Below are 12950 nucleotides of genomic sequence, written 5' to 3' on the forward strand. Positions count from 1 at the left end.
AAATAGTTAAATCTAATTTGGATACATCAATTCCTAAAATTGGTTTAGACATTATATTGCTCCTTGGAAGATAAGTTTTAAAAAGGGAACCAAGACTTTAGCTAACCATATTTATACAGAATAAGTCAGACTTCAGATACTGTTCAGCTTTAGCCTTGTGAAAGAGGGCTCTTATCAGAACCACAGATTTAATATCTAGTCGCATTTACAGAGTCACCTCTTTCTACCTTCAAAAGTAAGCTAACTCCTTTGAAAGCATCCTTGCAAGTATTTTTCTTGCTCTTTCAAGATACATGTCTGCATATCTGGCTTATTGGCTTTAGCCTGAAGAAATTTAGCTATACTACTGAACACACCATTTAATACCGCCATTCTAACTGCATTAGAGGACTTATCTACCACTTTTATACCTGGACGGCCATCATCAACCAGCCTTCAACTTCGATTATTTCTCCTTTATTGTTAATTACTGAAAGAGTTTCTAAACGGCATTTTGCTCTTTCTGAGGAAATATCTCCATTACAAGAGCCAATTAAAATTGCTTTTTTTATTTGATCAGTTTTATATTCATCATAAAGAATAGCCGTATTCAACAGCTGAAGCACTCCGGTGATGAAGAGCTTGTTTTAGTTCCATACCTACAACAACCGAGTAGTACAGCCTTAGCAGAGCTGCCACTAGTAACATAATTTTTAACATCCTTCTTTATAAATCGTTGTACATGCACCAATTTTGCAATTACTTGCAAATGAATTGCTTTAAATCTTTCACTTTGCTTCCTAAGTGCTAGTTACTTTTATTCCGCTAGCAATCCAATCTAGGTAAAAACCTAATGCAATACCAATTGTTACCATGACTCCAGCAAGACAAATGTTGCTACAGCAAAAATCGATGATAAAATAGTTGCACTAGATATACCTTAAGTTTTCCGCTAGAAAGGTTTCCAATTTTATCAAGTTGATTTTCTAGAGTTGAAGCTAATGCTGATTCAAAAGAAAAAAACATATTATTAACAGTGCTATAACAACTTTATTCCATGGATTTTTCAGTAAACTCGAACGTATAAACTCTTGATTATTCAGTTAATTCACTCATAATTTCTCTACTAAGGAGTGAATTTGATATCGAGTTTTTGAGTTGCACAAGAAAAAAATTTATCTTAAATGAGATTTCACTCTCAGCTGCTTTAATAAGCATTACAGGACTTGGATCCTTTGAAACAAAAATCAGTTTTAAATCTTGAACTGTTTCATCTTCACCAATCAATGTTAAATAAACCTTGTCTTTACCTTGCTGTGGTACAACAAAAATACAACCAGAATTATGAATTACCATCTAAGCAGCATCTTGTGGATAAGCAAATATATCGTTAATTTTATCAAACTTTATTCTCGTTGGTCCATATTCGGAAATCTCGATCTCTAGTAGAGTATGAGTGAATTAACTAAATAATCAAGAAAAAATATTTGTATGTTCGAGTTTACTGAAAAATCCGTGGAATAAAGTTGTTATAGCACTGTTAATAATATGTGTTTTTTCTTTTGAATCAGCATTGGCTTCAACTCTAGAAAATCAACTCGATAAGATTGGAAATCTTTCGAGCGGAAAACTTAAGGTATATCTAGTGCAACTATTTTGTCATCGATTTTTATTGTAGCAAGAGGAAATATCAATCTTGCTGGAGTCATGGTAGCAATTGGTATTGTATAATTATATTTAAGAAAAGTAATACCTAAACTTTAAAGGTTATTGGTAATCACATTAAAAATTAAGACGCTTTCCCAATTTTTTATTCTATACTCCCTTTTCCAAAAAAAACTACAGAGCATAAAAAAAGCTCAAATTTAGCCTTTTTTTCTTGTACCTATATATTAAAACTCTATAGAACAAAGATTATCTACCCCTAGTACGAGGGCTACCTGATGATTTGTTTTTCACAAAATCTCTATATTTGGTATTTTGTTGCTTATCACGATCGTTCGGTTTCAGAGAGTTATTACCAGGTTGATAAGGAATTCTAGCACTCAAACTTGACTGCAAGGAACCACAACTTCCCAAAGGACCGTTTTTTTCGTTTCAGCTTTCTCTGCTGAATGATTACTTTTGCCACTATCACCAGTTATACCCTTCCTGCGATTTTGTAGCCTTTTTTTCAGCTCATTCATCATTAAAGTTTGAGGATCTGGGTCAGAATGATGAGGTCGCTGATGTGGGCTTTTATTGCTCTTTATTGGCTTATATCCAGAACTACTAGATAAAGGAGGCAGTGGTGGCGGCGGTGGCGGTATATTTTGTGAGGCTAAATCTACCTGCTTATTTGCTTTTGTTGAGGGGAAATCTTGTTGACTTGATTGATTTTGCTTATACTCCTTGACTTTGGCTTCTAAATTAGCTACTATCTCTTCCATTAACTGAAGCTTTTCACGCAGTTTCTGATTCTGCTGTATTATATCTTTTTCTTTATCTTCTGTTTGTGATTTTTCTGATCCTAATAACGACCTACATTTTTTAACTAGCAACTTTAACAATTGAATCATTGACATTAATGGTTCAAAAAGTCTATGTGACGTTTTTTCTTTCTGCCCCTCACAGTTTCTGAATTCTGGTTTTTTGTTTCTCTATGTTCACTTGCTGACATAATTAACTACTCTCAATGATGAATTATAATATTCATGATATACAATTTAATTTGAATTGCCAGCGCTAATTTTACTGCAGTTTGTTATTTATATTAAAATTGAGCAGACTTAATTTAGATCAAAGTCTAGCAAAATCAACAAATATTTGTATCCACATAATACTGCAGAAATTTATAATTCTAATTATTTTTTTATTGCACTTTATTAAAAGAGAAATCCTTTTCAATAATTATAGAAGCATTTTACTTAATAAATTGCATGACACAGAGTCTTAAATAGTTCTTTAAAATATCATCTGTATATTACTTATTTGACCATTGATCTAAAAATATGATCAAATTGTTTCTAACTCATATAAAATTAAACAAGAACCAAGAGGAAGAATATCAGCTTCGAAAAAAGTTTACAATTATATCAGCTACAGATTTTCAGGTAACAAAATAAGCTTTGAAGAGTATATTAAATCTAATTTTTGATTTATTTTGCAAAATAATGGCTAGAAGAACTCTTTACTGTCATAAAGAATAAATATTAGAAAGAAATATCTGTAGTAGCTAAGATTTTCCATAATTTAATATAAGAATAAGATCTATCAAGCATAGTAGATACCCTGCAATATCCATTTATTATTCCCAAATTGACACGATCTACTCTATATTGAAAATTCAAAACTGACCTGTAGATGACATAAAATCCAACTAGTTTAAAGCTTATTATAACTTTCAACATTTTTTTCTGTTATATATATTTTGCTACAATCCCATGCCTATCTTGTGTTTTAGGAGTTTTAAGTTATACTATAGTTTTAGTCTGTTAACAGTTTTATAAGTTTTAATTATTTATGAAGATTTTAGCAAATTCTATTCGAGAAGGAAATATTCTTAAATATCAAAATAATTTATGGATAGTAAGTAAAAATCCAGAGCATACTAAACCAGGCAAAGGCGGAGCATATATTCAGTTGGAAATGAAAAACCTTAAAACTGGTACCAAAATTTATGAAAGGTTTAGCTCATCTGAATATTTAGAAAAAGCAATGTTAGAACAGAAAAATTACCAATATCTTTATCAGGAAAATAATCACTTGGTACTAATGGATTTGCAAAATTTTGAACAAATCTTAGTCAAAAAAAGTATTATAGCCGATAATAAATTACCTTTTTTGCTAGAAAATACTGTAGTAACTATAGAAACTTATCAGAATGAAATAATAAGGCTTGTTTTACCAAATACTGTAGTAGTTGAAATACTAGAAACCAGCCCTAATATAAAAGGAGCAACTGTAACCTCTTCTTACAAGCCTGCTATTTTAACCAATGGAGCTAAAATCATGGTACCACCATATTTAAGCCCTAGAGAAAAAATTGTTGTCAAGTTAGAAGATCTTTCATTTGTCGAGCGAGCTAAATGACTCTACCAATTATTAACATACTTGAGCAAATTATTAGAAAAGCAACAGTTTTTTTATTAAGAGATTTTAGTGAATTAGACATAATACAAAATACTAATTGTGATACTAGATCATTTGTTATACATTCTTGTACCAAAATTCAAAAGCGTATAATTGAAGGAGTAAGTAAATATTCATCAGATGATATTGGAAAACTAGTTTTCTGCCATGAGCAACGCATAACAAATTTACCAGATGGTAAGTATTTATTAGTAAATTTAATAGATAATTTAACCAATTTAGAAAAGGCATTACCATTTTTTTGTATTGAATTTTCTTTGCAAACAATAGTACAACAAAAAAGAAAAATTCACTGTGGAATACAATATTTTCCAGCTATAGGGGAAATTTATTATGTAGATAATAATGAAGTATGGGTTGACAAATTTAACCATCAACAATCAAATCGTTTTAAGCTAAGAGTTTCAAATTTTAAAGCCAATAAATATAAGTTATTAGCAATGGAACTTACATTAGCTGATTCATGGAATAAGGCATTACTAATAAAGATTAACAATGCTGTTATTAACAATAAGCAAATTAGATGTTTTGGTAGTTTAAGATATGCCTGTACATTGTTTTTAACAGGTAAGCTAGATATTATAGTATATGATCGCTTAGAAAGCATTTATGATTCCGATGATTTAATAAAATTACTTGTAACTAAAGTTGGAGGCATAGTTAACGTCATTAATCCCAATATTAATGTAATTTCTACATCATCAATAAGGGTAAGTATATAAAGTTTAACAATGAATTTGATCGAATGAAAATTCTTGGTATCTGCACTTCAAATAACAGATGTTCAGTAGCAATTAGCGAAAATAATAATATTTTAGCTGCTAATTATAATGTTGAGCCTGCTATGCAGGCTCAACATTTGGTTCCTATGATTCAAGAAACCATAAAGCAGGTAAAAATTACATTTGAAGATATTAATTATTTAGCTGTTACTCAAGGACCTGGTAGCTTTACTGGTATAAGGGTAGGACTTGCTGCAGCATTAGGTATTACCATGGCATCAAAGATTGTCCCTATAGTCATATCTGATTTTGAGGTATTAAAATTTCTTATAAAACAACAAATAAAAGGGCTAAATATGGCTTTTGCTGCTATTAAAGCTTACAGAAATAAAATTTATTTACAAAAATTTGATTTTAATAGTAACACTCAATTTCAAGCAATATTAACTGATACTGCTGAGGCAGTAAACTTGATATTAAATACTAAATCATTATCTGCCTGTGCAGGCAACGCAACAAAGATGATATATGAACTATTAGCTGCAACTACAACTATACCAAATAATGTATTCTTTTTACCAAGATTTGTAAATTATGATGCAAAACCAGTTTGCAGATTAGCATATCAATTATTAGTCTCAAAACAGAGTTATTCTACTGAACTTATTCCATTATATATACATAATCAGAATTTTAAGCATTGGAAACCTAATTAAAATAAAAAAAAATATCTATAACTTGTAATGGAAATAATAAATGGAAGTAATGACAAAGCAACATCTAAAATTACAAGTTTGGTTGCTAGGCTTTATTAGTGGATTTACTTTACTAATTAATAGTAATACATTAAACTTTTGGCTAGCTTCAGAAGGAATCAGTAAGCCAAATATTGGACTATTTTCAATCATATTTTTACCATATTCTATAAATTTTCTCTGGGCTCCTTTTTTAGATTCAAAAAAGGTAATTTACCTTTCATCTATTTTAGGACATAGAGTAAGCTGGCTAGTAATTATTCAGTTGTTACTTGCTATAAGCGTATTTACTATGGGTAATTTATCACCTGCAACTGAACTATATAAGATTAGTATAGTAGCATTCATAATCTCTTTTTTTTGTTCAACTCAAAATGTAGTATTAGGTGCTATTAGATCTTCAATAGTGCAGAGTAATGAGCAAGGATTATTTTCTGGAACATATATCTTTGGCTATAGAGTTGCTATGATAATTTCTGGATCAGGGGCAATATACTGCTCAACAGTTATAAGTTGGAAAAGCATTTATCATTTTTTTTCTTTAGTAATTATACTATTTTCTATACTACTAGTAGTTTTTGCTAAAAAATTCAGGTGTGAAGAATCAAACGAGTTTCAAATAAAACCTGAGCAGTTACAAGTATACAATTCTCTTACTTCCCTAACTTCTTTTCTAACAGAAATAACTAAGCCAATAGGTTCATTTAGAACAGTGCTAGTATTATTAATATTTTTAATTTTTTGCAGAATACCCGATAATTGCATTTGGACTATGCTTAATTCTTTTTTTTTTGAACTAGGTTTTAGTACAACAGAAATTGCTTTTGCAGGCAAATTTTTAGGGACAATTAGCGCTATTTGTGGTGGACTAATAGCTAGTTGCATTATTCACAAGATAACAATATTAAATGGATTAATTTATTTTGGATTTTTACATGCTATATCACATTCCTGTTTTATTATTTTAGATATTTTTGGGAAAAATTTAAGTATATTAGTTATAGTTAATATATTTGAAAGCCTAACAGGTGGTATGATGATGTCCTGTTATATTGCTTTAATTAGCTCATTATGTAAAGGTTATTATAGAGCAACTCAATATTCTTTTCTCAGTTCTATGATGGGAATATCAAGAATTTTTCCAATCATATCTGGATACACAATTGAGATTATTGGTTGGCGATGGTTTTTTGTAATTATAACAACTAATGCTATGTTAGCTGTACTGTTAGCTAAATTTTTAGCAAAAATTTTGAAAACCAAAGTATAAAATATGATTACTAAACTCATAATTATAACTTATTTATTACTCACTATTGGAGTAAGTATTTATTATCGAGCTAAATTTCATTCTTTAGATGATTTTGGTGCTGCTAAAATGAGCAAAACCATAAATAATAAATTTCTACTTGTTATAGCTATATTAACTACGTCAATTGGCGGTGGTACTATACTTGGTATTGCTGAAAAGGTTTTGATTAGTAACAGTTTAGTATGGAGTTATGGCCTACTATTATCAGTAGTAGTTGATGTTATAATAGCATTACTAGTTATGCCTCAATTTAGTTATAATAATAGATTTTGTAGTATTGGTGATATTGCCTATAAACATTATGGTAATTATGGGCGTATTATTGCTGGTATAGGAGCAGTTTCAGCATCAATAGGATACCTTACAACTCAAATTATTGTTAGCGGAAGAATTTTTGAATTTATTTTTGGAATTAAATACTCAGAAAGTTTAATACTAAGTTATTTAATAATTATTATTTATACTGCTGTTGAAGGAAGTAAAGCGATTATTGCTACTTACTTGTTGAGATTTATAGCTATGATATTAATTATTGTTGTAGTTCCAACTATTGGAAGCTATAAATTAGGCATTTATAATATAGTAAATCAAATTTTACCTAAGTATGCTTTATATAATTCAGAATTAATATTGAGTACTATAAAAATAGCTTTATGTTTTTCTATTATTGGGTTTCATCCAAGTCTCATTCAAAAATTATTAGCGAATAATAATAGCGCAACAACAATTAAGCATGCATTAATTATTAAGTCTTGCTTGTATGCATTTTTTATAATTTGCATTACTATCAATGGTTTAATAGCATTTTGTATTATGCTACCACAGGATACTGCTACACCAATATTAGTTATACTTAATAGTTTTTTTTCACCACTATTCAAAGGGATTTTGCTGGTAGGATTATTATCTATTGTTATCACTACAGCTCAAAGTAATCTTAGTGTTATATCAATTAGTATGATTAATGACATTATTAATCCGTTAACTAATATCAGCAAACCTGCAGTATCATTTTTATTAACGCAAGTTATTACCATACTGACTGGTAGTATTTCTATCTGTATAGCTCTTAATTTTTATAGTGTAGTTGATCTTATAATATTTATGAATGGCTTTTGGAGTGCTCCTCTATTAGTACCAATTATTTTAGGATTATTTAATATAAAAATTAGCACTAAAGCTTTTATATGCAACAGCATATTAGGATTAGCAACATTTATTATATGGGAATATTATAACTTGTTTTCAGTTTTCAGTATATCTGGTGGTGTTATTGGTACTACCATTAACTTTTTATTCTTTATCTTAATATACTTATTTAATTTGCGGAATGGTAAATTAGTAATAAGATACAGTAATTAATTTCTATAACTTCTAATTATTTAAAAAGTATGTGTAGTTATCATTTGTTAAATAATAGAGCAGTTTTGCATTTATCTGACTGTGATGCAGCTAATTTTTTATTAAGAATTACTACAAATGTTATACCTAAAGATGGTGAAGCTAAGTATTCTATGATTTTAAATCCAAAAGGCAGATTTTTATTTGATTTTTTCCTTATTAATAATCGTAACAACTTTTTTATTGATTGCTCTGCTAGTATTAAAAATGATCTTTTATCAAAATTAAATATGTTTAAACTTAGATCAAAAGTAAAAATTAGTGATGTAAGTGACTGCTATAGCATTATATATAGTCAATCTTATTTATGTGATAGTGACTTATACAATCTTAATCTTGAAGCTACTAAGGTATTAATTCAATATCAGGATCCTAGATTTAATCAAATGGGATTTAGATTATTAACAAATAAATTCAATTCTTACAACTTAGTTACATCAAATATTGATCTATATTTAGTTGATAAATATAAATTTGCAATACCAGATGGTGAAATTGACTTGCAATCTAACAAAGCTATTCCTATTGAATACGGTGCTAATATATTAAATGCTATAAGTTATTCAAAAGGATGTTATATAGGGCAAGAACTAATATCCAGAATTAGATCTCAAGGAATAGTACGAAAAAAAATATACCATGCTACTAGCAATGAAAATTTACTGGGTATTTTACATCAAACTCCTGTAATGCATAATGGTAGTATTATAGGTTATTGGTGTTCTGGACACTATACACAAGGCATAGCATTAATCAGAGAAAGTGATGAGCATCAGAACCTTTCTCAACAAGAAATCACTGTAAGTGATATAAAAATAAAACTTAGCATTCCTCCATGGCAAACAACCTTGAGTTAATGTATCATGTTGATCAATAACTTATAAATCACATTCTTTAAATCTATAATCTCGCTGGTACAGCAGCAACCAATTTGAGCAAGGGAAATATTTCCTCCACCACTACCACCTAGATGATTTATAATTTCTTTCACTAAGTTATTAGCTTGTATTTGATTAATAATATTATTGCTAACACCAATTATAATGGTGTTTTTATTATCACTTTTATTTATTACAACCATAACTAGATTCTGAATATTTTTTGTCGTATTACTTATGGCTTTTCGAATAATCTGAAGATTATAATCCTCAACGTTTTTATAAATAAATTTTATTTTTCCAATATTATCAGCAACATTTTGTATATCATTATCACATAAAAGTAGTTGATTATATTTTAATTGATGTAACTGTTTTTTTAATAAATTATTTTCTTCTATAAGACTATCAATTTTAGGCATTATCATTTGCTTAGTAATGCTGAACTTTTCTAATATTTGACTAATTAGCTCACTATCTTTTCTAGCTTGTTCTATAACATGTTTACCTGCAATTGCTTCTATTCTCCTAACTCCAGCAGCAATAGCACCTTCAGATAAAATTCTAAATGCTCCAATATCTCCAGTATATTTAACATGAGTTCCACCACATAATTCAAAGGAGTAATATTGAGTATCAGATGTTTCCCCTATAGATATAGTTCTAACTTCATCACCATATTTTTCTTCAAATAAAGCTACTGCCCCTTGAGATATTGCTTGATCAAAAGGCATTATTGTAAATTGAACTGCAGTATTGCTGAGAATAATTTCATTAACTCTATTCTCAATTTTAGTTAAAAGCTCTTTACTGATAGATGTTGAATGTGAAACATCAAAACGTAGATAGTCATAAGCTACCAATGATCCTTTTTGGATAATATGGTTACCTAAGATTTCTCTTAAAGCTGCATGTAAAATATGTGTTGCTGAATGATGAATTTGCAATTGAGTACGATATGACTGATCAATTACCATATGTACTACAGCATTTATGTTAATTCTTCCTTCTACTATTTTACAAACATGAACGTGAGTATATCCTAAAAGCTTTATAGTATCAATTACATGAATTTTACACTCCTTATTTTTAATTATTCCTATATCTCCCATTTGTCCACCAGATTGAGCATAAAAAGGAGTTTGATTTGCTATAAGCCAAAATTCTTGATCTTTCTGCATTATATCAATATATTCTACATATTGATTATCTTGAATAAGAGCTACCACTATTCCTTCAGCTTGACAAAGGCTATAACCTACAAATTCAGTTATTCTAAAGTCTTCTTTTAATTTTTCCAATAATAACTGTTCCTTATTGCTACCATGCATTTTCCATAATTGCCTTGCTCTATTTTTTTGCTCAAGCATGCTCTGGTCAAATTCTGTTTTGTTGACTGAAATATTTCTTGTTTTTAGAATGTCCTGAGTTAAATCAAAAGGAAAACCATATGTATCATAAAGTTTAAAGGCAATTTTTCCAGAAAGCTGATTTCCTGATTTTAAATTCTTACTCTCTGCTTCAAGCAACTTTAATCCTTTCAATAAAGTTACCTTAAATTTCTCTTCTTCATTTTTTAGTAAGTAAGTAATTAGCTTTTGTCTAGCTCTCAATTCCTTATAGAAATCTCCCATTTCATTAATTAAACTTGAAACTAGTTGATGCATAATAGGTTCTTTGCAGCCAAGTTGATGAATTTGATTCATAGCTCTTCTCATTATTCTTCTTAAAACATATCCTCTACCTTCATTAGAAGGCATTACTCCATCCGCAATCAAAAAAGCGCTAGCTCTTAAGTGATCAGCAATTATTCTATGAGAAAAATTAGCTTCTCCAACTGATTTCACTTTTGTTAAATGCTCAATATTTGCAATCAAGTTTTTAAATAAATCAATGTCGTAATTATCATATACTCCTTGTAATACTGTTGCTATACGTTCTAATCCAGCACCAGTATCTATACAACGCTTTTTTAGTTCAACCCTAGTTGATTCATTAAGTTGGTCATACTGCATAAACACTATGTTCCATATTTCAGTATAACGTCCTCCATCTTCATCTTTTGTCCCAGGCAAACCGCCTGCTACCTTATCTCCATGATCATAAAAAATTTCTGTACATGGTCCACATGGTCCAGTAGCTCCCATCGACCAAAAATTATCATCTGTTTTAATGCGAATGATTCTGCTATTGTCTAATCCTGCAATTGATTGCCACAGCTTTGCAGTTTCATGATCAGTATGATATACTGTAACAATAAGACGATTTTTATCAATAAGTAATTCTTTTGTTAAAAATTTCCATATAAGATCCATAAATTCTGGCTTAGCATTATTTTCTCCAAAGGAAAAATTGCCTAACATCTCAAAAAAGGTATGGTGGCGTGCTGTATAGCCAACACTTTCTAAATCATTATGCTTTCCACCAGCTCTCACGCATTTTTGGCAAGTTACTACTCTACTATACTTACTTATTTCAGGTGCTCTAACATAATCCTTAAACTGTACAATACCAGCATTAACAAAAAATAAGCTAGGGTCATTGTCCGGTACTAGAGGACTAGAGCTAACATGATGATGATTATTTTTTTTAAAAAATTCTATAGAAGTTGTACGAATTTGATTAATATCTAAAAATGTTGACATTTATTATTCTAAGTTGATGTGCAATCTTAATCGCTGTTTTTAAGTCATTACTATAGCTAAAAATAGTATATATAACGCTACAAATATATACTGTTATTATTACCTATACTATATTTTTATAGCTGTAATTAGTAGTATATTTAAGCAAAGCTTGCATAACTTTCAGAAAATTTTTAAGAAATAATGTAACAACTTTCTTTTACATAACTATATTCAAATCCAATACATTGCAAGGTGTACATCTGTGTTTTAAATTTCTGACAGGTAATAGCTAATTTGAGAGGATAAAGAGAAGCAAAAGCAAGCAGCTATACCTATCGGAAATCTTATCTACCTTCTTAGAGCAGTCATCGATACTTCATTCTTTATCCATACTGTTGCTTTTGGAACAAACAACAGTATAACAATAAAAAATGATGGAAAAAAACATTCCATAGCGAAAATACCAATATTCCCCTATTCACTTTTGTTATATTGTAGTAACTTAACTATCTGTCTAAGATACTAAATCAAGTCTATACAATTTATTCTTGATAACTCGGATGCTTTAACATTGTCTATAGGTAAAATTGGTCTTGTAAGGCAGATAGAATCAGTATGAAGATGAAAAATAGGTTTTGCATAAAACTGATTATGCACCTTATATTCTACCTTTTGAATAAAAATTTTAGAATAATTTATAAAAATATTATTTTCTAGAATCACTGCTATAGCTGTATTTTTGGAGGCAAAAAGTGCAACACACAGTATATAACTAATGGTTGCAATATTGGTATAATTTTTTATCATTTTATTGGAAATTTTATTCCCTCAGAATGGAGAAAGTTAACAGGAGATAATGGAAAAAAAACTTAAGTAAAACATCTAAACAACTCTTATCATTGATGGTATAGTTAATTCAGCATCTATTTGTTTTGTAGTGCTATTAATTCCTTCTGTAGCTAATTTTTTAGTTAATTTATTAATTTTGTTTTGACCTTCATCTTCTATAGGCATAAAATTCCCCTGCTATTTAATTTAACAAATGGCTGCTAGAGGTTAAAAGAAATAAATTTGCTGTTTACGCCTTTAATCTCTAGAGAATATTATCTAACTCTAAACTCAGATAATATCAGGTATACAGCAAT

The 12950-nt window shown here is 29.3% G+C and carries 11 protein-coding genes and 4 pseudogenes; 7 read left to right on the plus strand and 8 right to left on the minus strand.

Going from position 1 to position 12950, the window contains the following annotated elements; all coding sequences use genetic code 11:
* Nucleotides 1–312: 312 nt before the first annotated feature.
* From OCHUTO_RS06640 to OCHUTO_RS04250, 3 genes and pseudogenes are all read right to left on the minus strand, one after another.
* Nucleotides 313–709, minus strand: a pseudogene (locus tag OCHUTO_RS06640) (TraB/TrbI/VirB10 family type IV secretion system protein); the annotation flags it as partial.
* A 70-nt stretch (nucleotides 710–779) separates the two neighbouring features.
* A pseudogene (locus OCHUTO_RS07150) lies at nucleotides 780–1049 on the minus strand (hypothetical protein).
* A gap of 25 nt (nucleotides 1050–1074) precedes the next feature.
* Nucleotides 1075–1335 (minus strand): hypothetical protein, encoded by a 261-nt coding sequence (locus OCHUTO_RS04250; RefSeq protein WP_052694654.1) that lies wholly within the window; start codon nucleotides 1333–1335, stop codon nucleotides 1075–1077.
* Between the two features lie 127 nt (nucleotides 1336–1462).
* On the opposite strand from OCHUTO_RS04250, the pseudogene OCHUTO_RS06645 reads away from it, so the two are divergent.
* A pseudogene (locus OCHUTO_RS06645) lies at nucleotides 1463–1710 on the plus strand (hypothetical protein).
* Between the two features lie 183 nt (nucleotides 1711–1893).
* Here OCHUTO_RS06645 and OCHUTO_RS06845 read toward each other — a convergent pair.
* Nucleotides 1894–2028, minus strand: coding sequence for a hypothetical protein (locus tag OCHUTO_RS06845; protein WP_269745491.1), 135 nt, complete (start codon nucleotides 2026–2028; stop codon nucleotides 1894–1896).
* Nucleotides 2025–2537: a hypothetical protein gene (locus OCHUTO_RS04255; RefSeq protein ID WP_156961304.1), complete on the minus strand. Its 513-nt coding sequence runs from the start codon at nucleotides 2535–2537 to the stop codon at nucleotides 2025–2027. The genes OCHUTO_RS06845 and OCHUTO_RS04255 overlap by 4 nt, the downstream gene beginning before the upstream one ends.
* Nucleotides 2538–3480: 943 nt before the next feature.
* Between OCHUTO_RS04255 and efp the strand changes: the two genes are divergently transcribed.
* Genes efp through ygfZ form a run of 6 tightly spaced genes read left to right on the plus strand, consistent with a single transcriptional unit; the run spans nucleotide 3481 to nucleotide 9157 of the window.
* A complete protein-coding gene (gene efp, locus OCHUTO_RS04260) occupies nucleotides 3481–4050 on the plus strand; it encodes an elongation factor P (RefSeq protein ID WP_045797562.1) in 570 nt (189 codons plus the stop codon).
* Entirely contained in the window at nucleotides 4047–4832 is a 786-nt protein-coding gene (locus OCHUTO_RS04265) for an FIG domain-containing protein (RefSeq protein WP_045797563.1), read from the plus strand. The genes efp and OCHUTO_RS04265 overlap by 4 nt, the downstream gene beginning before the upstream one ends.
* Nucleotides 4833–4855: 23 nt before the next feature.
* Nucleotides 4856–5548, plus strand: coding sequence for a tRNA (adenosine(37)-N6)-threonylcarbamoyltransferase complex dimerization subunit type 1 TsaB (gene tsaB / locus OCHUTO_RS04270; RefSeq protein WP_045797564.1), 693 nt, complete (start codon nucleotides 4856–4858; stop codon nucleotides 5546–5548).
* Between the two features lie 40 nt (nucleotides 5549–5588).
* Nucleotides 5589–6857 carry an MFS transporter gene (locus tag OCHUTO_RS04275; protein ID WP_045797565.1) on the plus strand — a complete coding sequence of 423 codons (1269 nt, stop codon included), beginning with the start codon at nucleotides 5589–5591 and terminating at the stop codon, nucleotides 6855–6857.
* 3 nt (nucleotides 6858–6860) lie between these two features.
* On the plus strand, nucleotides 6861–8261 hold the full coding sequence (locus OCHUTO_RS04280) for a sodium:solute symporter family protein (RefSeq protein WP_045797566.1): 1401 nt from the start codon (nucleotides 6861–6863) through the stop codon (nucleotides 8259–8261).
* Between the two features lie 29 nt (nucleotides 8262–8290).
* Nucleotides 8291–9157, plus strand: coding sequence for a CAF17-like 4Fe-4S cluster assembly/insertion protein YgfZ (gene ygfZ / locus OCHUTO_RS04285; RefSeq protein WP_045797567.1), 867 nt, complete (start codon nucleotides 8291–8293; stop codon nucleotides 9155–9157).
* On the opposite strand, the gene alaS is transcribed toward ygfZ, so the two are convergent.
* The 3 genes and pseudogenes from alaS to OCHUTO_RS06850 form a co-directional block, all read right to left on the minus strand.
* A complete protein-coding gene (alaS, locus tag OCHUTO_RS04290) occupies nucleotides 9154–11823 on the minus strand; it encodes an alanine--tRNA ligase (RefSeq protein ID WP_045797568.1) in 2670 nt (889 codons plus the stop codon). The two genes, ygfZ and alaS, sit on opposite strands and share 4 nt — an antisense overlap.
* A 504-nt stretch (nucleotides 11824–12327) precedes the next feature.
* Nucleotides 12328–12528 carry a hypothetical protein gene (locus OCHUTO_RS04295; RefSeq protein ID WP_198139668.1) on the minus strand — a complete coding sequence of 67 codons (201 nt, stop codon included), beginning with the start codon at nucleotides 12526–12528 and terminating at the stop codon, nucleotides 12328–12330.
* A 189-nt stretch (nucleotides 12529–12717) separates the two neighbouring features.
* A pseudogene (locus OCHUTO_RS06850) lies at nucleotides 12718–12819 on the minus strand (sensor histidine kinase); the annotation flags it as partial.
* Between the last annotated feature and the right edge of the window lie 131 nt (nucleotides 12820–12950).

Source organism: Orientia chuto str. Dubai (assembly GCF_000964595.1).
GTDB lineage: Bacteria > Pseudomonadota > Alphaproteobacteria > Rickettsiales > Rickettsiaceae > Orientia > Orientia mediorientalis.